Here is a 22,407-nt window from a genome sequence, read left to right as displayed (position 1 = left end):
TGCGGCGCGCCGTCCTTACAGAATCTCTTTCACCAGATCGACTGGGCGGCACAGGCGCACGCCCTTGTCCGTCACCACGAACGGACGGTTGATCAGGATGGGATGGGCCATCATCGCATCGAGCAAAGCCTCATCCGGCAAGCTCATGTCCGACAGGCCCAGCTCGTTGTACAAATCCCCCTTGTCGCGCATGGCGCCCCGCACCGTGAGGCCGGCCGCCGCGATCATCTGCTGCAACGCCTCGCGCGTGGGCGGGTTTTTCACGTAATCGACGATCTGCGGTTCAACGCCGGTGGCGCGGATCAGTTCCAGCGTGTTGCGCGACGTGCCGCATGCCGTGTTGTGATAGATGGTGATGCCCATGATAGTCCTTGCTCGTTCTGGATTGGATAGTGGGAAAATGCGGCAGGCATTATCGCCGAAATGGCGGCAGGACGGCGTCGCATCAATTTTGATTAAAAATTGCAGGTCGATAGTTGAACAATCCACAAATTTCTGGTGTAATTGTTCCTAAGCGGGGTGTAGCTTAGCCTGGTAGAGCGCTACGTTCGGGACGTAGAGGCCGGAGGTTCGAATCCTCTCACCCCGACCAAAATCTTCTTTACGGACAGTCAGCTATTACGTCCGCCGCTTGGGGTCACTTCCGTCGGACTCACGTAACGATCAAGCTGAATTTGCGATGGTCGCGGCAATTGTCGTTAGCATCAGCGAATAGCCCAGCCGAAGGCCGCGGTCTCGAATCCCTTCACCCGACCAATCTTCAATTCCTTACCTGTTTTCTTCTTCATTCGGCGAATGGACTGAAGGACAACTTGCGCCGGCTTGATTTATACAGTTTAATTGTATATATTGCCCTACATACCAGCCGCTGACGTACTGGCTAGCAATCGTAGGAGCAAGCAACAAATGGACATCACACCAAAATCTGTCGTACGGCGTTTCAACAAGGAGGTCATCGAGGATGGCAACCGTATGTCGTTCGACGCGATCATGGACGACAGCTTCGTCAATCACTCAGCACCTGCCGGCGCACCAACTGGCCCGGAAAGCATGTGGAACACCTTTCAAAACGTTCTGCGTCCGGCACTGAGCGAACTGCAAGTACAGATTCATGAGCAGCTATGCGAGGGCGACAAGGTCACTACCCGGAAAAGTATCAGCGGCCGCCATACCGGCACGCTGATGGGCATCGCGCCGACCGGCCGTCAGGTGTCGATCGACGTGATCGACATTGTGCATGTGCGCGATGGCCGCTATGCCGAACATTGGGGCATCAATACTTTGCCAGCTGTACTCGCGCAGCTGCGCGCGGGCTGAAGCACATGGGCAAAAAAGCGAGCCCGCCGAACGGGGGACAGCCCGATGTGCAACTGCTGGCGGAAAATATGCGCGACACCATAGGCAACTTCGTACGTGCAGTGCGCAGGCACGCCGGAACGCCGAGCACCGCACAAGGGGAAACCCTGGCGTTCCTGGAGCGCAGCGGTCCTGTCAGCATTGCCGCCGTGGCGGAGAACCGTGGCGTCAAGCATCAAAGCATGCGGCTGGTGATCGCAAAGCTGGAAGAGTCCGGCCTGGTGGCGTTGCAGCAGGACCCTCAGGATGGCCGGGGCTATCTGGTGACGCTCACCAAGGCGGGGCTGGCGGAAACCGCCAGCGCCCGCGCTGCCCGCACGCAATGGCTAAGCAGCGTCCTGGCCACGACGATGACGCCGGATGAGCGCGCCATCCTGCAGCAGGCACTGCCCATTCTGCAAAAAATCACGAATCTGGATTAATCACGCCACAAACCGCTCCACAAGCCGCACGCCAGCCACCAACCCGAGCACATTCCAGCCCGCACTTCAGGTCAAGCGGGCGGTGACACGGGACTGCTTCATCGACCGGCGCAATGCGACCGCATCAGTCCGGGCAACGGCACCATTATCCAGCCAGAACACTTGCATGGTTTCAGCGACCGACTGTGCCGTTCCCTCCAGCGAACCGGCCGCTGCGGCCATCTCCTCCACCATCGCGGCGTTTTGTTGGGTAATCCCGTCCAGCTCGGTGACGGCGCGGTTCACTTCCGAGATCCCCGTCAGTTGCTCGTGCGATGCGCTGCTGATGGCACTGACCAGGGCCGACACGCGGCGCACGCCGTCCACCGCCTTGTTCAGCGTGACCTGCGCGGCCGCCGTTTTCGCATGGCCCTGCTCCACCTTGCCGCCGGAGTCGTCGATCAACTGTTTGATCTCCTTGGCCGCGCCGGAGGTACGCTGCGCCAGAGCGCGCACTTCGCTCGCCACCACGGCAAAGCCGCGCCCCTGCTCGCCGGCCCGCGCCGCCTCGACCGCCGCGTTCAGCGCCAGGATGTTGGTTTGAAACGCGATGCTGTCGATGACCTGGGTGATTTCGCTGATACGTCCCGAGGCGGCCTGGATTTCCTGCATGGTGCTGTTGACCTCATCCACCGCCACGCGGCTATGCTCGGCCACCTCGGAAACCTGCTCGGACAATTTGTTCGCCTGATCCGCCGCCTCGGTCGTCTGGCGCACCGTGCCGCTGATTTGGTCGATCGCGGCGGCCGTCTTTTCAAGATTGGCCGCCTGCAGCTCAGTTCGGTTAGAGAGTTCCGAGTTGCCTTGCGCGATTTCATGCGTTCCCTGCAGCATCACCATGCTCTGCTCGCGCGCGTCGCGCACGATGGACAGGATGTTGACGTTCAGTTGTGCCAGGGCTTGCTGCAATTCCCCCAACTGATCGTGGCGGGTGCGCGCCACGATCCGGGTCAGGTCGCCCGCCGCCATGGTATTGGCGGCATTAATGAGCACGTCGAGCGGCTTGACCATCAACCCGCTCAGGTAGCGCCAGGCGCAAAACAGGGTAAATAGTTTGAAGACAAAAAATCCTGGCCCGGCCGCCGGCAAGTCGGGGGGAATCAGCGCCCCCACCACGGCATTGATTAAGACCACCGCCAGCAACGCCAGCAAGATATTGGCCGACAGCCCGAAACGGAACAGTCGCGCCAGCCGTCCCTTCAAGGTGTCGCTCATCACGCTGCCGCCTGACAGCCGCAAAGTCTGTTTGCCGCGCTGCTTCTCCTCCCGCATCGCGGCGTATAGCTGCTCGGCGGCACGGATCTGCTCGCGCGTCGCCTCGGTGCGCACCGACATGTACCCGATCGGCGTGCCGTCGTTCATCAGCGGGGTGGCGTTGGCGATGACCCAGTAATAATCCCCGTTGCGGCGGCGGTTCTTCACCGGCGCCGACCACGGCTTGCCGGCGCTGATCGTGGCCCACATGTCGCGGTAGGCTTCTTCCGGCATGTCAGGGTGCCGCACGAGATTGTGGGGCTGCCCCAGCAATTCCTCCTTGCTGAAGCCGCTGACCTCGATGAATGTCGAATTGCAGTAAAGAATACGTCCCTTGGTATCGGTCGTCGATACCAGCGTCTGGCCTTTAGGGAAAGGGTATTCGTTCTGGGTGACAGGGAAATTGGAACGCATGCGCTAGCCCTCCGTTTTGGTTGACGCAAGGCAACTTTACATCGTAATGCGGGCGTGTCGCTGCACTTTTCATGACATGGTGTACTCAATTCGCGACATTGCAAACGTGCCAACAATGACGAAGAAGCTCAGCTTCAATCTTCAGCAGCCGGGACGCAGTCGGCGGCATGGCACCCCCGGACGATGTAAGGCTTGCGTCAGCGGATGCTGCCAGCATGGGATATGTCTAGCGAGGAGCATACGATGGTCCTAAACCGCATGTGCATGGCGCTGGCCGCCCTGGCCGTCAGCGGCGCGGCGTCCGCCGAAGTCTATTGTTCCGACCCCATCGCCGACTGGCAGCCCAGGGAGCAATTGCAGCACGAAGCCGAGCGGCGCGGCTGGACTGTCCAGCGCATCAAGATCGACGACGGTTGCTACGAACTGCGGGCCGTCGACCGCAAGGGCAACAAAATCAAGGCCAAATTCGCGCCCGCATCGCTGCGCATCCGCACGCTGGCGGTGGAATTCGACGCGGCTGGCGACGCATCCGACTACTTGCCGGACCTGGCGCCGCCCGGACCGCGCCGGCAGCGTCTCGGCCCCAACGCACACGGAGAAATCAAATGAAGATCACAACAGCCTGCGCCTGCCTGGCCGGTAGCCTGGTGCTGCCCGGCCTGGCCCAGGCGCGCCCCGTCACGCTGACGGCCCAGATGCAGAACTATGGCGGCAACGGCGCCTACCTGGCCGTCTACGTCACTGACGCCGCCGGCAAGTACAAGAAGACGCTCTGGGTGGCCGGCAAGAAGGCCAAGTATTACAAGCACCTGAGCGACTGGGCCCGCGGCAGCGGCATGAATCCGCGCGAATTCGACGGCGTGAGCGGCGCCAGCGTCGGCAGCGGCAAGGCGCTCAAGGTGACGGTGGAACTGGCCGATGCCCTGATCGACGCCGACTATGAAATCCGCGTTGACAGCGCCGTCGAGGATGGCCGCGACCATCCGGCCGACGCGCGCGCGCCGCTGACGAAACAGGGCGCCGGCAAGCCGGTGGGCGGACGCGGCTACGTCAAGTCCTTCACCTACGATATGTAATCGCCCGGCATGTTGCGCCAGTTGCATGCGCTGCCCGGCCTGATCAGCGCACTGCTGGTGATGCTGATCGGCTTGACGGGCGCCGTGCTGTCCGTCGATCCCGCGCTCGACCGCCTCGGCGCCAGCGTGCCCGCCGGCGTCAGCGTGGCCCAGCTGGCGGACCGGGTGCTGCGCCATTACCCCGGCGTGGAACAGATCCAGCGCTCGCCGTCCGGCTCCATCATCGTCTATTACAGTGCGGACGGGCAGTCCGGCGCGGACCTGGTCGATCCGGCCAGCGGCCAGCGCCGCGCGCCCTATGTGCCGCCCGTGACCCTACGCTGGATCAAGGAACTGCACCGCTCCCTGTTCCTGGACACGGCCGGCAGCGCGGCCACCGGCATCACGGCGCTGGCCATGCTGCTGCTGTCCGTCTCGGGCCTGCTGTTGCTGGTCAAGCGCGTGGGCGGCTGGCGCCAGCTAGCGCGCCCGCTGCACGGCAACCGCAGCCAGCGCTGGCATGCCCAGGTCGCGCGGCTGGCCGTGGCCGGCCTGCTGTTGTCGGCGCTGACCGGCAGCTACATGTCGGCCGCCACGTTCAGCCTGGTGTCCGACGGGGCGCAGGAGGAACCCGATTTCCCCGCCGCCACCGCCAGCGGCCCGCCGCTGCCGGCCGCGCGCCTGACCGCCCTGCTGGCCACCGACCTGGGCGACCTGCGCGAACTGGTGCTGCCCGTGCCCGGCAACCAGCCCGCCGTCTACACCCTGCGCACCGTGCACGGCGATGGCTACGTCGATCCCGCCAACGGCGCGCTGCTCGGCTACCGTCCCCACAGCGGCGTGCGCGATGTGTACGACCTGATCTACCAGCTCCATACGGGCGAAGGCTTGTGGTGGCTGGGCCTGCTTCTTGGCCTGTGCGCGCTGGGCGCGCCGTGGCTGGCCGTGACAGGCGCCATCGTCTGGTGGCAGCGCCAGCGCGCCAAGCCCCGCCTGCCCGGCAACAGCGCGCTGGCCTCGGCCGACGCCGTGATCCTCGTCGGCAGCGAGAACAACAGCACCTGGGGCTTCGCGCGCGAACTGCATGTGGGCTTGCGCCACGCCGGTTTGCGCGTGCACACGGCGGCCATGAACCGTTTCTCGCCCCGCTATGGCGCCGCGCGCCAGCTGTTCATCCTGACCTCGACTTACGGTGACGGCGACGCGCCGGCCAGCGGCAAGCAGTTCCTGGCCCATCTGAAGGGCGTCAAGCCCGGCCCCGACGCCAGCTTCGTCGTGCTGGGCTTCGGCGACCGCCAGTTTCCCAAGTTCTGCCAGTTCGCGCACGACGTGGACGCGGCGCTGGCGGCAAGCGGCTGGCGGCGCGCGCTGGACCTGGCCCTGATCGACCGCCAGTCGTCGCAGGACTTTGCGCGCTGGGGCCTCGGCGTCGGCAAGCTGCTCGGCCACGAACTCGTGCTCGAACATACGCCGGCGCATCCGCGCACCCACGCGCTGCAACTGCTGGAGCGCCACGATTACGGCCTGCTGGAACAAGAGCCTACGGTGGTGCTGCGCTTTGTCGCGGCGCCGCCGCCCGCCGACGCGGGCTGGCTGGCGCGCCGGTTCGCGCGGCGCCACCTGCCCCATTTCGAAGCGGGCGACCTGGCCGGCATCATCCCGCCCGGCAGCCCGGTACCGCGCTTCTATTCGCTGGCCAGCGACTCGCGGCATGACGTGCTTGAAATCTGCGTGCGCAAGCAACCGGGCGGCGTCTGTTCGGGCTACCTGCATGGCTTGCGTCCGGGCGAACGCATCGAGGCCTTCATCCAGCCCAATCCCCAGTTCCGCCCCAGCTCGGGCAAGGCGCCCGTGATCCTGATCGGCGCCGGCACCGGCATCGGGCCGCTGGCGGGCTTCATCCGCAACAATACCGGCCGGCACCCGATGTTCCTGTACTGGGGCGGGCGCGATCCCGAGTCCGATTTCCTGTACGAGCCGGAGTTGCGCAACTACCTGGCCGACCGCCGCCTGACCCAGTTGCACACGGCGTTCTCCCGGGTCAAGGATGGCGTGCGCGTGCAGAACCGCCTGCTGGAAGACGCCGAGCATATGCGGCGCCTGATCGACAGCGGCGGCCAGGTGCTGGTCTGCGGCAGCCGCGCGATGGCCGCCAGCGTCCGGCAAGCCATCGACGAAATCCTCGCACCACTGAAGCTGGACGTGCGCACACTGCAGGAAAATGGGAGGTATCGTGAAGACGTCTTCTGAGCTATCGCCGGAACAACCGGAGCGCTACAGCCTCAATGGTGAGACCATGGGCACGCGCTACACGGCGCTCTTCTACGGCCCGCCGGGACTGGACCGCGCCGCCATCCACGCCAGCCTGTTCGCGGCCGTGGATCAGGTCGACCGCCAGATGTCGAACTGGAACCCGGACTCCGACCTGTGCCGCCTGAACGCGGCGCCCGCACATGCGTGGCTCGCCGTGCCTGCGGAGCTGGCGCAAGTGCTGGCGACGGGTCTGCGGATCAGTCTGCAATCGGACGGCGCGTTCGAGATGGGCGTCGGCGATTTGGTGGCGCGCTGGGGTTTCGGTCCGGCGCAGCGCCAGCCCACGACGACCGGCATGGCGCCGCCGCCCGCCGTGTTCACCCCGGCCACCACGGCGCTGGAGGTGGACCTGGGGCGGCTGCGGGTGCGCAAGCATGCCCCGCTGGCATTGGACCTGTGCGGCATCGCCAAGGGTTACGGCGTCGACAAGCTGGCCCATTGCCTGGACGGTTGGGGCATCGACCGCTACCTGGTCGGCATCGACGGCGAAATGCGGGCGCGCGGCACAAAACCCGATGGCGCGCCTTGGGCCGTGGCGCTCGAAAAGCCCACCTACGGTACGCGCGAAGTGGCCGGCGTGATGGAACTGGAGGACATGGCGATCGCCACCTCCGGCGATTACCGGCACTGGGTGGACGTGGACGGAACGCGCTACGGGCACACGATGGACCCGGCACAAGGGCGGCCGCTGTCGAATGGCCTGGCCGCCGTCACCGTGTTGTCGTCGACCTGCATGCTGGCCGACGCCTGGGCCACGGCGCTGATGGTGCTGGGCCCCGTCGAGGGCGTGGCGCTGGCCAGGCAACGGGGCATGGACGCGCTGTTCGTGCTGCGCGACGGCGACGGCTTGCGGGAAACCCTGATCCTCGCGGGCGAGCTCGCCCAACCTGCCTGACCAACGCCAGCGCCCGGGTACGCGACTTCAGCTTGCCCGATCCCGCTGGCCACGGCGCCACAGCGCCGCAGCCCCCCCTCACCGGACCTTGGGATTGAGCGTGTAGGTGCCGGTGATATGCGCCTCGGCCAGCACATGCCCGGCGATCGCGCGGAGCACGGCCTGGCCATCCATGACGCGCTCCTTGGGCAGCACGGGAATATCGAGCGCATACAGCGTGAACACATAATGGTGCAGCAGCGTGTCGTTCCATGGCGGGCACGGGCCGTCGTAACCATGGTAGTCGCCGCCCATCTCGCCGTCGCCGGCGAACCAGCCCGTGTAGTCGTTCACGCCGTGCACCATGCCATGCGGGGCGTCCGGGCCGGACTTGCCGCGCGGCGTGATGCCCTCGCTGTGGCTGCCCGCCGCGATCTCGCGCACGCTGGCCGGAATGTCGAGCAGCAGCCAGTGGAAGAAGTCCACGCGCGGCAGCGACGCCGGCACTTCACGGCCTTCCTGGTTGACGTCGTCGCCCCGGCTGGGCACGTCCGGATCGTGGCAGATCAGGACGAAGGACTGGGTGCCGGCCGGCACATCGCTCCACGCCAGCTGGGGATTGCGGTTGCCCGACAGCGCGACATGGTTCGCGGGATCGATCACCGCGAACGCGAATTCGCCGGGGATGGTCCCGTTGTCGGCGAAGCTGGTACTGGTCAGTTTCATGGTGTGCTCGCTTTCCCAAAAAGTTATGCTTCGTTCAAAATTATAGAAGGCGCGGCCCGATCGCGGCGCACTTGTCCCGACAAATAATGCGGCCGTTGCGCGGACAGCGCACTGGCCGCGCCATGCCGCGCGCCGTCAATCCGGCCCGACTTTCTTAAGCCTGCGCTCGGCATTTTTCGCTACACTATCCGCATGCGCCGCTCTTTTCCATCCCTGTTCCGGCTGATCGCGTGCCTGCTCATCATGACCATCATGAATTCGGGCATGGCGATGGCCCTGTACGTCTGTCCGCAGCAGACGGTGGAACCGGCGCAGGCGCGCGCCATGGCCGGCATGCCTTGCGCCGGCATGGACATGGACAAGCCCATCCAGTGCGCCGAATACCAGTCCGCCGCCAAGGTGGCGCATGACCATGCGGGCAACGCGCCCGACCTGGTGCCTGTCTCCATCGCCTTCATCATCCCCGCCGCCACCCCGGTCGTGCCGCCGCAACTGGCGCTGGCCTGGACCGACACCGTGACGCCAGCGGGGACCGATCCGCCCTACCTGCGCACGCAACGCCTGAGAATCTGACACCGCCCCTTCCGGTTCGCGCCGCCCGGCCCCAGGCCAGGTCGGCGCTCGTCTTTCACCAGAAGGGGTTTTCATGTCCACACTTTTCACACCGACTGCGGGCGCCGGCCGTCCGCATCATGGCGGGCTGCGACTGGCGCTGCTCGCCGCGCTGTGCTGCGCCTCCACGCTCGCCTTCGGCCAGGCCGCCAACCTGACGCTGGACGAGGCGCTGCGCCTGGCCACGCAGGCGTCGGCCGCGAACCGCGCCGCGCAGGCTTCCGTGCAGGCCAGCACCGAGGCCGCCGCCCGGGCCGGCCAGTTGCCCGACCCGATGCTCAAGCTGGGCATCGACAACGTGCCGCTCAGCGGCCCCGATCAATTCAGCACCACGGCCGACTTCATGACCATGCGTAAGCTCGGCATCGAGCAGCAGTGGGTCTCGGCCGACAAGCGGGCCGCCCGCCAGTTGCGCGCCAGCCGCGCCGTGGAAGCGGAACAAGGCGCCCGGCTCGACACCGTGGCCAAAGTGCGCGCGGAAGCCGGCAAGGCCTGGCTGGCGATGCTGTACGCGCAGCGCGGCCTGCGCCTGTATCAACAAGTGGACCAGGAGACGGCGGCCGACCTGCGCACCGTGCGCGCCAGTCATCGCGGCGCCCAGGCCACGGCGGCCGACGTGCTGCAAGCGCAGCTGGAACAGGCCCAGTCCAACGACGACACCCGCCGCGCGGAGCAGGAGCTGCAAGCGGCGCGCATCGTCCTCGCGCGCTGGACCGGCGTGCGGGCCGATGCCGTGGCCGACGCAACGCCACCACTCTCGGCACACGACGCCAGCACCGCCGACGCCACGCTGGAACAACGCCACCCCGCCGCCATCGCGGCCCAGCGCGCGCTGGCCCTGGCCGATGCCGACGCGGCGCTGTCCGTGCGCGAGCGCAATCCCGACTGGACCTTCGAAGCGGGCTTCAGCCAGCGCGGCAGCCAGTACGCCAACATGTTCTCGTTCGGCGTGAGCATCCCGCTCACCGTCAATCGCGGCCAGCGCCAGGACCGCGAGGTGGCCGAGAAGTCGGCCATGGCCACGCGGGCCCGCCTGCTGCGCGACGACGCCCTGCTCGAACTGCGGGCCCAGCACGACGCCATGGTGCTGGAGCTGGACAGCACGCGGCAACGCATCGCCCGATTCGATGCGGACCTGCTGCCGCTGGCGCGTGAACAGGTCGAACTGGCCACGGCCGCTTACCGCTCCGGCGCCGGTCCGCTGGCGGCCATCTTCAAGGCCCGCCGCACGCTGCTCGAAAAACAACTGCAGCGCAACGAGCTGGAAAAGCAGGCCGCACTGGCCTGGGCCCGGCTGGAACTGGATCTGATCCCAACCGACATGGCGCAAGCCGCTGGGGACGCACAATGAACAAACCATCCACTCCCACCATCCTGATCCTGGCGTTGGCGGCAGCCGGCCTGTCCTACGGCGGCTACCTGCTCGGCACGCGCGCGGGCGCGCAGGGAGCGGCCACAGGAACGATGGCGGCAGCATCCACTGCAGCGCAGGCACCGGCGCATACGACGCACACGATGCCAAAGGAGGCACAAGCCGGCGGCGACAAGATCGATCCGGCCACTGGCCGTCGCGTGCTGTACTGGCATGACCCCATGAAGCCCGACCAGCGGTTCGACAAGCCCGGTAAAAGTCCATTCATGGACATGGAGCTGGTGCCCGTGTTCGCGGACGAGGGCGCGAGCGCCAGCGCCGGCACCACTGGCACCGCCGGCAGCGAGGCCGAAGCCGACGACGGCGCCGGCGTGCGCATCAGCCCCGCCTTGCGCCAGAACCTGGGCATACGCTACGCCACCGTGCGCCACGCGGAAGTACGCGACACGCTGTCGCTGGTCGGCACCACCCAGTTCAACGACAGCACGACGGCCGTGGTGCAAAGCCGCGTGACGGGCTACGTCGAACGCCTGCACGCGCGCGCGCCCATGCAGGCGGTGCGCCGTGGCCAGCCCATCGCTACACTGTTTGTGCCGGAATGGCTGGCGCCGCAGGAGGAATACCTGGAACTGCGCCGCAGCGGCAACGACGCGCTGGCCGCCGCCGCGCGCCAGCGCATGCGCGCGCTGTCCATTCCCGACGCGCTGGTGGCGGAGGCCGAACGCAGCGGCAAGGCGCAGCGCGGCTACACGCTGACGGCGCCCGTGTCGGGCATCGTCACGGAACTGGGCCTGCGCGAAGGCGCCATGGCCAGTCCCGGCATGACGATCGCCAAGATATCGCCCGTCGATAAAATCTGGCTGCTGGCGGAAGTGCCCGAGTCGCTGGTGCCCGCTGTCAGCCCCGGCATGACGGTCCACGCTGCGTTCGCCGGCGCGCCGCAGCGCAGCTACACGGGCCGCGTGCGCGAGCTGCTGCCGGCCGTGAACCCCGCCAGCCGTACGGTGCAGGCGCGCCTGGAGCTGGACAATCGCGACGGCGCGCTGGTTCCCGGCATGCTGATGCAGGTGCAGCTGGAAGGCGCCAGCGCCGGGCACGGACTGCTGGTGCCCACGGAAGCCATCATCACCTCGGGCAAGCACGCCGTGGTGCTTGTGGCCGACGAGCAGCACGGTATCCGCCCGGTGGCCGTCACGCCCGGCCGCGAGCATGGCGACGAGACGGAAATCCTCAGCGGCCTGGAAGCAGGCCAGCGGGTGGTCGCTTCCGGCCAGTTCCTGATCGACTCCGAAGCGAACCTGCGTGCAATCCTGCCGAAATTCCTGCCCAAGGACCTGCCGAAGCCAGTTGACAGCGCGCCGCCCAAGGGAGGCATGCAATGATCGCCCGCGTCATCCGGCACGCCATTGCGTACCGCATCTGGGTGCTGCTGGCCGCCGCGTTGCTGGCCGCGTGGGGCCTGGTGTCGCTGCGCCAGACCTCGCTCGACGCCCTGCCCGACCTGTCGGACACCCAGGTCATCGTGCGCGCCCAGTATCCGGGCCAGGCGCCGCAGCTGGTGGAGGATCAGGTGACCTATCCGTTGACGACGGCCCTGCTGTCCGTCCCCGGCGCCAGGACCGTGCGCGGCTATTCCTTCTTCGGCGACGCCTTCGTCTATGTGCTGTTCGACGACGCCACCGACCAGTACTGGGCCCGTTCGCGCGTGGCCGAGTACATCAACCAGGTGCAAAGCCGCCTGCCGGCCGGCGTGCGCGCCGAACTGGGGCCGGATGGCACCGGCGTGGGCTGGGTCTACGAATACGCTCTCGTGGACCGCAGCGGTCGTCACGACCTGGGCCAGCTGCGCGCGCTGAACGACTGGTTCCTCAAGTTCGAACTCAAGACGGTGGCCAACGTGGCCGAAGTGGCCAGCATCGGCGGTATGGTGCGCCAGTACCAGATCGTGCTGGACCCGGACCGGCTGCGCGCCTACGGCATGTCGCACGCCAAGGTGCTCGACGCCATCGCCAAGGCCAACCAGGAATCGGGTGGCTCGGTGGTGGAGATGGCCGAGACGGAATACATGGTGCGCGCGCACGGCTACCTGCGCTCGCTGGACGACTTCCGCAACATCGTGCTGGACGCCGGCGAAAGCGGCACGCCGGTGCTGCTGCGCGACGTGGCCAGCGTGCGCCTGGGGCCGGAAATGCGGCGCGGGATCGCGGAACTGAACGGCGAAGGCGAAGTGGCTGGCGGCGTGGTCGTGATGCGCTCCGGGAAGAACGCGCTCGACACGATCACCGCCATCAAGGCCAAGCTGGCGGCGCTCAAGGCCTCGCTGCCGGCCGGCGTGGAAGTGGTAACCACCTACGACCGCTCGACGCTGATCGCCGCCTCCGTGGCCAACCTGCGCGACAAGCTGATGGAGGAATTCATCGTGGTGGCCATCGTCTGCGCGCTGTTCCTGTTCCATCTGCGCAGCGCCGCCGTAGCCATCATTTCCCTGCCGCTGGGCGTGCTGGCGGCCTTCATCGTGATGCGCTACCAGGGCGTGAACGCCAACATCATGTCGCTGGGCGGCATCGCCATCGCCGTGGGCGCGGCCACCGACGCGGCGCTGGTGCTGATCGAGAACGCCCACAAGCACCTGGAGGCGTGGCAGCACGCGCATCCGGGCCAGGGCATCAGCGCGGCCCAACGCTGGGAACTGATCACGCAAGCGGCTATCGAAGTGGGGCCGGCCCTGTTCTTCTCGCTGCTGATCGTGGCGTTGTCCTTCATCCCCGTGTTCGGGCTGGAGGCGCAGGAAGGCAAACTGTTCTCGCCGCTGGCCTACACCAAGACCTATACGCTGGCGGCGGCCGCCGGCCTGGCCATCACGCTGGTGCCGGTGTTGATGGGCTATCTGATCCGGGGCCGCATCCCCAGCGAAGCGGCCAATCCCGTCAACCGCCTGCTGGTGCGCCTGTACCGGCCGCTGCTCGACGCCAGCCTGCTGCATCCGCGCACCACCATCGCCGTGGCGCTGGCGGCGCTGGCGCTGACGGCCATCCCCCTGTCGCGCCTGGGCGGCGAATTCCTACCGCCGCTGAACGAGGGCGACCTGCTGTACATGCCGTCCGCCCTGCCCGGCCTGTCGGCCGCCAAGGCCGGCGAACTGCTGCAGCAGACGGACCGCCTGATTAAGACCGTGCCGGAAGTGGCCACCGTGTTCGGTAAGGCCGGCCGCGCCGAAACGGCCACCGATCCGGCGCCGATGGAGATGTTCGAAACCACCATCCAGTTCAAGCCGCGCGACCAGTGGCGGCCCGGCATGACGCCGGCCAAGCTGGTGGAGGAGCTGGACCGCGTGGTCAAGGTGCCCGGCTTGTCGAACGTGTGGGTGCCGCCCATCCGCAACCGCATCGACATGCTCTCGACGGGGATCAAGACACCGGTGGGCGTGAAAGTCACGGGGCCGGACCTGAACCGGATCGACGCCATCGCCACCAGCATCGAGGCGGCCGTCAAGCAGGTGCCGGGCGCGACGTCGGCGCTGGCCGAGCGGCTGCGCGGCGGGCGCTACATCGACGTGACGGTGGACCGGGCCCGCGCCGCGCGCTACGGGCTGGCCGTGGCGGACGTGCAGTCGGTGGTGGCGACCGCCATCGGCGGCGAGAACGTGGGCGAAGTGGTGGATGGCCGCCAGCGCTTCCCCATCAACGTGCGCTATCCGCAGGATTACCGCGACTCGCTGCAGGCGTTGCGCGCGCTGCCCGTGGTCACGCCACGCGGCGCGCAGATCCTGCTGGGCGACGTGGCCACGCTGGCCGTCAACGACGGCCCGCCCATGATCCGCAGCGAGAACGCCCGCCTGTCCGGCTGGGTGTACGTGGACGTGCGCGGCGTGGACCTGGCCGGCGCCGTGCGCGCCATGCAGGCGCGCGTGGCGCGCGAGGTGGCGCTGCCGCCCGGCTACGCCATCGGCTGGTCCGGCCAGTTCGAATACCTGGAGCGGGCCGAGGCCAGGCTGCGCACCGTGGTGCCGCTGACGCTGGGGGTGATCTTCCTGTTGCTGTACTTTGCGTTTCGGCGCGTGAGCGAGGCGGCGCTGCTGATGTGCACCGTGCCGTTCGCGCTGGTGGGCGGCTTCTGGTTCGTGTGGGCGTTGGGCCATGCGGTGTCCGTCGCCACGGCCGTGGGCTTCATCGCGCTGGCCGGGCTGGCGGCCGAATTCGGGGTGGTGATGCTGGTCTACCTGCGCAACGCGCTTGACGCGCGGCTGGCGCAGGGCCGGCCGCTGTCGCATGAGCTGATCCTGGAGGCGATCCGGGAAGGCGCCGTGCAACGGGTGCGGCCCAAGGCCATGACGGTGGCCGTGATCCTGGCCGGCCTGCTGCCCATCATGTTCGGCAGCGGCGCCGGTTCGGAGGTGATGCAGCGCATCGCCGCGCCCATGGTAGGCGGCATGGTGACGGCGCCGCTGCTGTCGCTGTTCGTGATCCCCGCCGCGTGGCGGCTGCTGCAGGAATGGCGACTGCGGCGGGCCGCCCGCTGATCCGGCGCGGGGCCGGCGTCAGGGCTTGTAGATGCCGGTCCCGAGGCAGAAGTCGTCCACCTTGACGACGTAGCTTTGCTTGGCTTCCACCGTGTTGGTGACGGGGTTGGGCCACTTGTAGTTGACCCAGCCCTTGCCTTCCTTGCTATTGCAGGTCTTGAAGATTTCGCGGATCAGGTAGACGCCGTCCGCGTCGCGCATTTCCGACAAGTCCTTGCCGACAATCTTGGGGTTCTTGCCATGCACCAGCTGGCCCGCCGTGACTTGCTTGGCGTTGAACATGAACAGGTACAGATCGCCCTTCTTGTTGATGTCGCTGGTCGAATTGAAGGGGCTGGTGAGCGTGTTGAATTCCGTGATGGACTTCTCGGGTCCATTCTTCTTCAGATAATCGATGGCCTTGTTTACCAGCGCCACCGCATCCTCAGCGTTGCTGCGCTCCACCGCCAGCGCCGGCAGCTGCCAGGCCGTAGCCAGCAGCACTCCCATCATCCACTTGTTCATGTCGTTCTCCCTGAATTTGCCGTTAGCGGCTATCGTTATGAAACCATGCTAAGAGCATACGCCAGCCGCGTCAACGCTTCGGCATTGCATCTCGTCATGTCCGTGGCTTTCAGGTGCGTTCGATTTTCCGTCAAACAATAGGCATTTCCGCAACTTGCGAAAAAAAAGTGCAGATGGGCTGCCAGCGGCGTGGACCACGCCGGCGGCGCGGGGCCAGGCCCGCGCCGCCGAGGACATTTACTGGGCCGCGCGGTAGCGCTTCAGTTCCATCTTGCCGATCTGGGCCCGGTGCACTTCGTCCGGACCATCGGCCAGGCGCAGCGAGCGCGCGCCCGCGTAGGCCGGCGCCAGGAAGGGATCGGCCATGCCGCCGCCGCCGTGCACCTGGATCGCCCAGTCGATCACCTGGCACGCCATGTTGGGCGCGGCCACCTTGATCATGGCGATCTCCTTGGCCGCCACCTTGTTGCCGACCGTGTCCATCAGGTGCGCCGCGTTGAGCACCAGGAAGCGGGCCTGGTCGATCAGGATGCGGGCTTCGGCGATGCGCTCCAGCGTCACACCCTGTTGCGCCAGCGGCTTGCCGAAGGCGACCCGGCTCACGCTGCGGCGGCACATGTGCTCCAGCGCGCGCTCGGCCAGGCCGATCAGGCGCATGCAGTGGTGGATGCGGCCCGGGCCCAGGCGGCCCTGGGCGATCTCGAAGCCGCGGCCCTCGCCCAGCAGCAGGTTGGAGGCCGGCACGCGCACGTTCTCGAACACGATCTCGCTGTGGCCGTGCGGCGCGTCGTCGAAGCCGAACACGGGCAACTGGCGCACGAAGGTCACGCCGGGCGTGTCGCGCGGCACGATGATCATCGACTGCTGCTTGTGGCGGTCCGGGTTATCGGGTGAGGTCTTGCCCATGAAGATGAACACCTGGCAGCGCGGATCGCCGCCGCCGGACGACCACCACTTGCGGCCGTTGATCACGTAATCGTCGCCATCGCGCACGATGCTGCTTTCGATGTTGGTGGCGTCGGACGAGGCCACAGCCGGTTCCGTCATGGCAAAGCAGGAGCGGATGCGGCCATCGAGCAGAGGCTTCAGCCATTGCTCCTGCTGGGCCGGCGTTCCGTAGCGGGCCAGCACTTCCATGTTGCCCGTGTCGGGCGCGGAGCAGTTGAACACTTCGGCCGACCAGATCACGCGGCCCATGATCTCGCACAGCGGCGCGTATTCGAGGTTGGTCAGGCCGGCGCCCAGTTCGGACTCGGGCAGGAACAGGTTCCACAGGCCGGCCTCGCGCGCCTTGACCTTCAGGTCCTCGATCACGCGGGTAGGAATCCACGCGTTGCCGGCGGCGCGGTTGGCCTCCACCTCGGCGTAGTACGCGGGTTCGGCCGGGTACACGTGTTGTTCCATGAAGGCCGTCAGGCGGGCCTGGAGCTGTTGTACTTTCGGGCTGTATGCGAAGTCCATAGTGTTGGGTTCCTGGTTAGATGTAGGTGATGGCGCCAGCTTCGCCCAGCCATTCCAAATGGGCGTAGTTGTTCAGGGAGCTCAGGCTGATCTGGCCCGGCGTGTGGCGCAGCCGCGTGACGGCGCCGTTGGCCAGGCTCCAGTTGAGCGTGACGACCTGCTGATCGGGCAGGCCAAGCAGATGCTGGGTCAGGGCCGCGATCACGCCGCCCGAGGTGAACACGATGCTGGCCTGCGACGGCGCGTCGGCGCCCCCCGCGCCCTGGGCCGCGTCGGCCTGGGCCGCCACGCGCTCGAGCGCGTCCACGCAGCGCTGGCGGAACTGGGGCCAGCTCTCCACATAATCGTCCGCGTGCGCGCCGCTCATCCAGCGCAGCATGGCTTGCTCAAACAGGTTGCGGAACGCCAGTTGCGGCTGCGGCGACCGGGCCAGCAGGCGCTTGAACGCGTCCGCGTGGCCGAACTCGGGGCAGTGGCGTTGGAGCACCTGGTGGTGGTCGAATTCCGCGAAATCCGTGTCGGTGCGCCATTCGGTGTCGTGCAGCAGGGCCTTGGGCAGCTCGGCCAGGCAGGTGTCCGCGCTCTGGCGGTGGCGCTGCATGCCACCCATGACGACCCGGTGGAAGCCCTGGCGCGTGTTGGCGAACCACTGGCCCAGCAAGCGCACCTGCTCGAAGCCCAGTTCGGACAGCTGGTCGTAATTGGCGCTGCCAAACGACGCCTGGCCGTGGCGCACCAGATAAATAGTTCCCATTTCGCTCACTCATTCGTATCAGATTAAGACACAGCTTACCGCCACGCCTATAATTCATCAAATGAATAGTATTAATCGTCCTGTATAAATACCATGCATATATCGCGCGTCGACCTCAATCTGTTCATCGTCTTCGAAGCCATCTACGCGGAAGGCAGCCTCACGCGCGCCAGCCTGAAGATGAACCTCACCCAACCGGCCATCAGCCACGCGCTGGGCCGGCTGCGCCAGTTGTTCGACGATCCGCTGTTCGAACGCCAGGGCCACGTGATGGTACCCACGCCGCTGGCGCGCTCCATCATCGAGCCGGTGCGGCAGGCGCTGCGCGGCTTCGAGGTGACGCTGAACGGCGTGGAGCGCTTCGATCCGGCCAGCAGCGAGCGCACCTTCTCGGTGGCGCTGCGCGACGTGCTGGAGGCCAGCGTGCTGCCGCCGCTGATGGCGGAGCTGGCGCACAGCGCGCCGTCGGTGGGGCTGAACGCGCTGCAGGTGGGGCGGCGCGAACTGGAAAGCGAACTGGCGGCCGGCACGCTGGACGCGGCCATCGACATCCTGCTGCCGCTGTCGCCGGACGTGCGCCACACGCGGCTGGTGCGCGACAAGACGGTGGTGCTGGTGCGGCGCGACCACCCGCTGGTGCGCGACGGGATGCTGGACATGGACACCTACCTGGCGCTGGAGCACATCATGGCCAGCTCGCGCCGGCGCGGGCCGGGGCTGGAGGATTTCGAGTTGAGCCGCATGGGACTGCAGCGCCGCATCCGGCTGCGCTGCCAGCACTACTTCTCGGCCTGCCGCGTGGTGAGCCAGACGGATCTGGCGCTGACCATCCCGGAGCGGCTGGCGCAGGTCGTGAACCAGCAGTTCGACAATCAGATCCTGCCCTTCCCGCTCACCATGCCGTCGCTCGACATCTACCTGTACTGGCACGCCAACGTGGACAACGACCCGGCCAACGTGTGGCTGCGCGAGCGGTTGACGGCGGTGACGGCGACCTTGCCGGGCTAGTCGCCTTAAACCGGGGTCAGGTCATGCCGTCACGCAATGACATTTTGCGTGATTGCGTGACGGCATGACCTGACCCCGGTTTTTAGCAGCCGGCGCCACCGCTGGCCACGCGCTGGACGGCCGCGCCGATGGCGTCGGCCAACCTGCCGAGGGCGCGACGGTGGCCTTCCACCAGCGCGTCGTATCCTGGTGCGACCGGCTCCCGCAGTTCGCTGCGGCAGGTCAGCACCTTCGGGCTGCCGGCCAGCCGCACGCTCCACACCACGTCCAGCAAAGCGTACTGCCCGGGCGCCGATTCAAAGCGCTGCACGCTGGTGCTGATGCGGTAGATGGACGCATGCTCGGGCGTGGGCGTGCGGAACACGTCGATCGCACCCAGCCGCGCCGTCAACGCCAGCGACAAGGCCTGGCCCAATTCCGACGCCAGCGGCGCGGCCCACCGTTCCTGCTCCAGCAAGTCGACACGTCCGGCGCCGGATGTGATCACCATCTGGCTGCGGGCCACCTGCGGCGGCACGCTGGGCGCCAGCACTTCGATAAAGTATGGCGCGGCGGCGGCGCGTTCGGCGGCTGTCCCGGTGGCCGCCTGCGGCGCGGCCGGCAAGCCGCTACTCAAGCTGTAGAAATGTTCGGGCGGCGGGCTGGCACAGCCGGCCAGCGCCGCCATCGTTGCCATCGTCGCCAACGCCAGCGCCACTGCGCCCGGCGCCGAATGCATCCGCATGACGGATGACGGTGTTGCCACGAAGCGGTGCGCCGGGGACTTGGACCTCATTTGCGTTCTCCTTGTTTGCCGCGTATCAGCGCCTCGGGGTGGCGCTCCAGGTAGTCCGACAGCGCGTTCAGCGATTGCAGCGTTTGCGTCAACTGCTGCAAGGCTTCGCGCAAATCGGACTGCACCGGCGAGTCCTTTTGCAGCAGCACTTCGGCCGTGCCGAAGGTCTGGCGGGCGGCGCCCAGCGTCTGCTTCATTTCCGGCATCAACTGCGCATCGACCTGCTTGAACAGGTTGTCGGCGCTCTTGAGCGTGTCGCGCAGGTTGGCGCCGATTTCCGCGAACGGCACCTGATCGAGCTTGTGGGCGATGCTGGCGATCTGGGTCTGCAGTTCATCGAGGCTATTGGGCACGGTCGGCATCACCATCGGATACTGGCTCACGTCCAGCTTCACGTCGGGCGCTTTCGGGAAGAAGTCCAGCGCCACGTACAGTTGACCCGTCAGCAGATTCCCCGTGCGCAGCTGGGCCCGCAGGCCACGGCTCACCATGCGCTCCAGCACGGCCTGGCCGGCGTTGCGGTCAGGATCGGCCGCCATCGCCTGCTGGAAGCGCTTGCCCAGCCGCTCGGGATACATGTCCACCGTGACGGGCATGCGGAAGCTCTTTTTGACCGGGTCGTATTCGACGCCGACGGAACGCACCTCACCGAGCACGATGCCCCGGAAGTCCACCGCCGCTCCCGGCGACAGCCCGCGCAGCGACTGGTCGAAATACAGCACGGTGGTAATCGGCAGCCCGTCCGGCTCGCGCATGGCGCTGGCCTGGTCAGACGCCAGCAGGAAATTGGCGCCCGCCGGCGCCTCTGCCTCCGGCTTCTGGCCGCTGATCGATTCGAACGCGATGCCACCCACCAGCAGCGCCGTCAGCGACTGCGTGTTGAGCTTGAAGCCGTTCGAGTCGAGCCGCACATCCACACCGCTGGCATGCCACCAGCGCGTGTTCTGGCCCACGTAACGATCGTAGGGCGCGTTGACGAACACTGTCATGCTCACGCCGTTCCCCTGGTCGTCCAGGTCGAAGCCGATCACCTGGCCGACCTGGATGCGGCGGTAGAACACCGGTGAGCCGACATCGATCGAGCCAAGGCTCTCGCCGTGCAGCGTGAACTGGCGGCCTTTCTGGTCGCCCGTCACCTGCGGCACCCGTTCCAGTCCCGTGAACTCGTCGCGCGTGACGGCCGACTTGCCCGCGTCCACGCCGATGTAGGCCCCCGACAGCAGCGTGCCCAGGCCCGACACGCCGCTCGCGCCCACGCGCGGGCGCACCACCCAGAAGCGCGTGTCCTCGGCCGTGAAGCGCTTCGCTTCTTTGCTCATGTCGATCGTCACCAGCACTTTCGACAGGTCGGGCGAGAGCGAGATGGCGCGTACCAGGCCGATATCGACATCCTTGAATTTGACCTTGGTCTTGCCCGGTTCCAGTCCGTCGCCCGTGCGGAAGCTGACCACCACCGTAGGGCCCTGGTCCAGTATCGACTTGATCACCAGCGTGGCGCCGATCAGCGCCGCCAGCAGCGGCACCAGCCACACCAGCGAGGGCAGCCAGCGGCTGGCCTTTTCCACCACGGGCGCCGGCAGGTGGACATCGCCATGCTCGGCGTCAGGGCCGGTTTCTTCCATCGGTTTCTCCATTCACTCCAAGATGATCCCAGATCAGGCGCGGATCGAACTGCATCGATGCCAGCATGGTCAGCACCACCACCGCACAAAAGGCCAGCGCGCCGGGTCCCGCCGTGATCACGGCCAGCGTCTGGAAGCGCACCAGCGCCACCGTCAGCGTGATGACGAAAATATCGAGCATGGACCAGCGGCCCACCAGTTCCACCACGCGGTACAACACGGTGCGCTGCAACGGCCGCCAGCGCGAGCGGCGCTGCGCCGTCCACGCCAGCAGCGACAGCGCGGCCAGCTTCAGCACGGGCACCACGATGCTGGCGATGAAGATGATGGCCGCCAGCGCCGGCGAGCCGCTGTGCCAGAAGTAGATCACGCCGCTGATGATGGTGTCGTCCTCCTTGCCGAACAGCGAGTGGGTGTACATCACCGGCAGCAGGTTGGCTGGGATATAGAGGATGGCGGCGGCCAGCAGCAACGCCCAGGTGCGCGCCACGCTGTCGGGCCGGCGCCGGTGCAGGACGGCGCCGCAGCGTGGGCAGTGCTGGCGCCGTTGTTGATGCCTGCCCCGGTCCAGGGACACCAGCCCGCACGCATGGCAGGTAAGCGCGGGCGCGCGGCCCGCCAGCACGGAAGCGGGCGCGGGCAGCGCGGCGCCGCGCGCGCGGGCCTGCTCGTCGGCCAGGTGCCACAGGATGCGCGGGTCGAACGCGGTGACGATGGCCAGCATCAGCGTGAGCGCGCCGAAGGCGAACAGGCCGGGCTGGGGCTCCACTTGCGCCAGGCTGGTCATCTTGACGACGGTGATCAGGATGCCGATCATCAGCACTTCCGTCATGCCCCAGTGGCGCGCGGCGCGCACGATGCGCAGCAGCCGGTGCAGGCCGGGCGGATGCAGGCCGGCGCGCAGGCTGAGGGTCACGTACAACAGGCAGCCCAGTTCCACGGCCGGCAGCAACAAGGTGCACAGGAAGACGATGGCCGCCACCACCTGCATGTTCTCGTTCCACAGCACATGAATGGCGCCCAGCAGCGTGGCGCTGGAGCGCTGGCCATTCACTTCGAGCGCGACGATGGGGGAAAGTTGGGCGATGAGGAAGGTGACCACGGCGCCCAGCACCAGCGCCGCCATGCGGTTGGCATCGGAAGCGATGCCGCGATAGAGAACAGAACGACAGCGCACGCAACGCGCCTTCTGGCGCGGCGCGAGCGGGTGGCGGCGGTGCAGCTTGCCGCAGTCATGACAGCTGATCAGTTCGTATCTGTGCACGGTCACTCTCAGGCTGAGTCCAGCATGCATGATACGACAAGCGGCCGCGATTTCCTCTAAAAA

The 22,407-nt window shown here is 66.9% G+C and carries 20 protein-coding genes and 1 tRNA gene; 12 read left to right on the top strand and 9 right to left on the bottom strand.

Annotated elements, in window-relative coordinates:
- Positions 1–15: 15 nt before the first annotated feature.
- Complete coding sequence (gene arsC / locus H3H37_RS05450) at positions 16–363, bottom strand: arsenate reductase (glutaredoxin) (protein ID WP_182160619.1); 348 nt, start codon at positions 361–363, stop codon at positions 16–18.
- A 152-nt stretch (positions 364–515) separates the two neighbouring features.
- Between arsC and H3H37_RS05445 the strand changes: the two genes are divergently transcribed.
- From H3H37_RS05445 to H3H37_RS05435, 3 genes are all read left to right on the top strand, one after another.
- Positions 516–592, top strand: a tRNA-Pro gene (locus tag H3H37_RS05445).
- Between the two features lie 314 nt (positions 593–906).
- Positions 907–1,317 carry an ester cyclase gene (locus H3H37_RS05440; RefSeq protein ID WP_182160618.1) on the top strand — a complete coding sequence of 137 codons (411 nt, stop codon included), beginning with the start codon at positions 907–909 and terminating at the stop codon, positions 1,315–1,317.
- 5 nt (positions 1,318–1,322) lie between these two features.
- Positions 1,323–1,778 carry a MarR family winged helix-turn-helix transcriptional regulator gene (locus tag H3H37_RS05435; protein ID WP_182160617.1) on the top strand — a complete coding sequence of 152 codons (456 nt, stop codon included), beginning with the start codon at positions 1,323–1,325 and terminating at the stop codon, positions 1,776–1,778.
- A 66-nt stretch (positions 1,779–1,844) separates the two neighbouring features.
- Here the strand turns inward: H3H37_RS05435 and H3H37_RS05430 are convergent, their stop codons facing one another.
- Positions 1,845–3,485, bottom strand: a complete 1,641-nt coding sequence (locus H3H37_RS05430) for a methyl-accepting chemotaxis protein (RefSeq protein WP_182160616.1) — start codon at positions 3,483–3,485, stop codon at positions 1,845–1,847.
- A 243-nt stretch (positions 3,486–3,728) separates the two neighbouring features.
- Between H3H37_RS05430 and H3H37_RS05425 the strand changes: the two genes are divergently transcribed.
- From H3H37_RS05425 to H3H37_RS05410, 4 genes are read left to right on the top strand one after another with little or no spacing between them, the layout of a single operon-like run.
- Entirely contained in the window at positions 3,729–4,094 is a 366-nt protein-coding gene (locus H3H37_RS05425) for a PepSY domain-containing protein (protein WP_182160615.1), read from the top strand.
- Positions 4,091–4,561 (top strand): DUF2271 domain-containing protein, encoded by a 471-nt coding sequence (locus H3H37_RS05420; RefSeq protein WP_182160614.1) that lies wholly within the window; start codon positions 4,091–4,093, stop codon positions 4,559–4,561. Before H3H37_RS05425 ends, H3H37_RS05420 begins: the two co-directional genes overlap by 4 nt.
- Positions 4,562–4,570: 9 nt before the next feature.
- Complete coding sequence (locus H3H37_RS05415) at positions 4,571–6,790, top strand: PepSY domain-containing protein (protein ID WP_182160613.1); 2,220 nt, start codon at positions 4,571–4,573, stop codon at positions 6,788–6,790.
- On the top strand, positions 6,771–7,748 hold the full coding sequence (locus tag H3H37_RS05410) for an FAD:protein FMN transferase (protein WP_311197402.1): 978 nt from the start codon (positions 6,771–6,773) through the stop codon (positions 7,746–7,748). Before H3H37_RS05415 ends, H3H37_RS05410 begins: the two co-directional genes overlap by 20 nt.
- Before the next feature lie 78 nt (positions 7,749–7,826).
- On the opposite strand, the gene H3H37_RS05405 is transcribed toward H3H37_RS05410, so the two are convergent.
- Positions 7,827–8,453, bottom strand: coding sequence for a YbhB/YbcL family Raf kinase inhibitor-like protein (locus H3H37_RS05405; RefSeq protein WP_182160611.1), 627 nt, complete (start codon positions 8,451–8,453; stop codon positions 7,827–7,829).
- Positions 8,454–8,645: 192 nt separating this feature from the next.
- Between H3H37_RS05405 and H3H37_RS05400 the strand changes: the two genes are divergently transcribed.
- From H3H37_RS05400 to H3H37_RS05385, 4 genes are all read left to right on the top strand, one after another.
- Positions 8,646–9,026: a hypothetical protein gene (locus H3H37_RS05400; RefSeq protein ID WP_182160610.1), complete on the top strand. Its 381-nt coding sequence runs from the start codon at positions 8,646–8,648 to the stop codon at positions 9,024–9,026.
- A 73-nt stretch (positions 9,027–9,099) separates the two neighbouring features.
- On the top strand, positions 9,100–10,416 hold the full coding sequence (locus tag H3H37_RS05395) for a TolC family protein (RefSeq protein ID WP_182160609.1): 1,317 nt from the start codon (positions 9,100–9,102) through the stop codon (positions 10,414–10,416).
- Entirely contained in the window at positions 10,413–11,819 is a 1,407-nt protein-coding gene (locus tag H3H37_RS05390) for an efflux RND transporter periplasmic adaptor subunit (protein WP_182160608.1), read from the top strand. The genes H3H37_RS05395 and H3H37_RS05390 overlap by 4 nt, the downstream gene beginning before the upstream one ends.
- Positions 11,816–14,956 (top strand): efflux RND transporter permease subunit, encoded by a 3,141-nt coding sequence (locus H3H37_RS05385; protein ID WP_182160607.1) that lies wholly within the window; start codon positions 11,816–11,818, stop codon positions 14,954–14,956. The genes H3H37_RS05390 and H3H37_RS05385 overlap by 4 nt, the downstream gene beginning before the upstream one ends.
- Positions 14,957–14,974: 18 nt before the next feature.
- On the opposite strand, the gene H3H37_RS05380 is transcribed toward H3H37_RS05385, so the two are convergent.
- The 3 genes from H3H37_RS05380 to H3H37_RS05370 form a co-directional block, all read right to left on the bottom strand.
- Entirely contained in the window at positions 14,975–15,460 is a 486-nt protein-coding gene (locus tag H3H37_RS05380) for a cache domain-containing protein (protein ID WP_229218667.1), read from the bottom strand.
- A 237-nt stretch (positions 15,461–15,697) separates the two neighbouring features.
- Complete coding sequence (locus H3H37_RS05375) at positions 15,698–16,921, bottom strand: acyl-CoA dehydrogenase family protein (RefSeq protein ID WP_182160606.1); 1,224 nt, start codon at positions 16,919–16,921, stop codon at positions 15,698–15,700.
- 16 nt (positions 16,922–16,937) lie between these two features.
- A complete protein-coding gene (locus tag H3H37_RS05370; protein ID WP_182160605.1) occupies positions 16,938–17,675 on the bottom strand; it encodes a histidine phosphatase family protein in 738 nt (245 codons plus the stop codon).
- Positions 17,676–17,768: 93 nt separating this feature from the next.
- On the opposite strand from H3H37_RS05370, the gene H3H37_RS05365 reads away from it, so the two are divergent.
- Positions 17,769–18,683, top strand: coding sequence for a LysR family transcriptional regulator (locus H3H37_RS05365; RefSeq protein WP_182160604.1), 915 nt, complete (start codon positions 17,769–17,771; stop codon positions 18,681–18,683).
- A gap of 82 nt (positions 18,684–18,765) precedes the next feature.
- On the opposite strand, the gene H3H37_RS05360 is transcribed toward H3H37_RS05365, so the two are convergent.
- Genes H3H37_RS05360 through H3H37_RS05350 form a run of 3 tightly spaced genes read right to left on the bottom strand, consistent with a single transcriptional unit; the run spans position 18,766 to position 22,344 of the window.
- Positions 18,766–19,458 carry a PqiC family protein gene (locus H3H37_RS05360; protein WP_229218666.1) on the bottom strand — a complete coding sequence of 231 codons (693 nt, stop codon included), beginning with the start codon at positions 19,456–19,458 and terminating at the stop codon, positions 18,766–18,768.
- A complete protein-coding gene (locus tag H3H37_RS05355) occupies positions 19,455–21,080 on the bottom strand; it encodes a PqiB family protein (RefSeq protein ID WP_229218665.1) in 1,626 nt (541 codons plus the stop codon). Before H3H37_RS05355 ends, H3H37_RS05360 begins: the two co-directional genes overlap by 4 nt.
- Positions 21,061–22,344, bottom strand: a complete 1,284-nt coding sequence (locus H3H37_RS05350) for a paraquat-inducible protein A (protein WP_311197396.1) — start codon at positions 22,342–22,344, stop codon at positions 21,061–21,063. The genes H3H37_RS05355 and H3H37_RS05350 overlap by 20 nt, the downstream gene beginning before the upstream one ends.
- Positions 22,345–22,407 lie beyond the last annotated feature (63 nt).

The sequence above is a fragment of the Rugamonas brunnea genome, from assembly GCF_014042345.1.
In the GTDB taxonomy this organism is placed as follows: Bacteria; Pseudomonadota; Gammaproteobacteria; order Burkholderiales; family Burkholderiaceae_D; genus Rugamonas; species Rugamonas brunnea.
This window is presented reverse-complemented; position numbering and strand designations above follow the sequence as displayed.

What these genes read in the sequence shown, in the direction of transcription:
- arsC (WP_182160619.1), bottom strand. Translation starts at nt 363, where the DNA reads ATGGGCATCACCATCTATCACAACACGGCATGCGGCACGTCGCGCAAC.
- H3H37_RS05440 (WP_182160618.1), top strand. Translation starts at nt 907, where the DNA reads ATGGACATCACACCAAAATCTGTCGTACGGCGTTTCAACAAGGAGGTC.
- H3H37_RS05435 (WP_182160617.1), top strand. Translation starts at nt 1,323, where the DNA reads ATGGGCAAAAAAGCGAGCCCGCCGAACGGGGGACAGCCCGATGTGCAA.
- H3H37_RS05430 (WP_182160616.1), bottom strand. Translation starts at nt 3,485, where the DNA reads ATGCGTTCCAATTTCCCTGTCACCCAGAACGAATACCCTTTCCCTAAA.
- H3H37_RS05425 (WP_182160615.1), top strand. Translation starts at nt 3,729, where the DNA reads ATGGTCCTAAACCGCATGTGCATGGCGCTGGCCGCCCTGGCCGTCAGC.
- H3H37_RS05420 (WP_182160614.1), top strand. Translation starts at nt 4,091, where the DNA reads ATGAAGATCACAACAGCCTGCGCCTGCCTGGCCGGTAGCCTGGTGCTG.
- H3H37_RS05415 (WP_182160613.1), top strand. Translation starts at nt 4,571, where the DNA reads ATGTTGCGCCAGTTGCATGCGCTGCCCGGCCTGATCAGCGCACTGCTG.
- H3H37_RS05405 (WP_182160611.1), bottom strand. Translation starts at nt 8,453, where the DNA reads ATGAAACTGACCAGTACCAGCTTCGCCGACAACGGGACCATCCCCGGC.
- H3H37_RS05400 (WP_182160610.1), top strand. Translation starts at nt 8,646, where the DNA reads ATGCGCCGCTCTTTTCCATCCCTGTTCCGGCTGATCGCGTGCCTGCTC.
- H3H37_RS05395 (WP_182160609.1), top strand. Translation starts at nt 9,100, where the DNA reads ATGTCCACACTTTTCACACCGACTGCGGGCGCCGGCCGTCCGCATCAT.
- H3H37_RS05390 (WP_182160608.1), top strand. Translation starts at nt 10,413, where the DNA reads ATGAACAAACCATCCACTCCCACCATCCTGATCCTGGCGTTGGCGGCA.
- H3H37_RS05385 (WP_182160607.1), top strand. Translation starts at nt 11,816, where the DNA reads ATGATCGCCCGCGTCATCCGGCACGCCATTGCGTACCGCATCTGGGTG.
- H3H37_RS05380 (WP_229218667.1), bottom strand. Translation starts at nt 15,460, where the DNA reads ATGAACAAGTGGATGATGGGAGTGCTGCTGGCTACGGCCTGGCAGCTG.
- H3H37_RS05375 (WP_182160606.1), bottom strand. Translation starts at nt 16,921, where the DNA reads ATGGACTTCGCATACAGCCCGAAAGTACAACAGCTCCAGGCCCGCCTG.
- H3H37_RS05370 (WP_182160605.1), bottom strand. Translation starts at nt 17,675, where the DNA reads ATGGGAACTATTTATCTGGTGCGCCACGGCCAGGCGTCGTTTGGCAGC.
- H3H37_RS05365 (WP_182160604.1), top strand. Translation starts at nt 17,769, where the DNA reads ATGCATATATCGCGCGTCGACCTCAATCTGTTCATCGTCTTCGAAGCC.
- H3H37_RS05360 (WP_229218666.1), bottom strand. Translation starts at nt 19,458, where the DNA reads ATGAGGTCCAAGTCCCCGGCGCACCGCTTCGTGGCAACACCGTCATCC.
- H3H37_RS05355 (WP_229218665.1), bottom strand. Translation starts at nt 21,080, where the DNA reads ATGGAAGAAACCGGCCCTGACGCCGAGCATGGCGATGTCCACCTGCCG.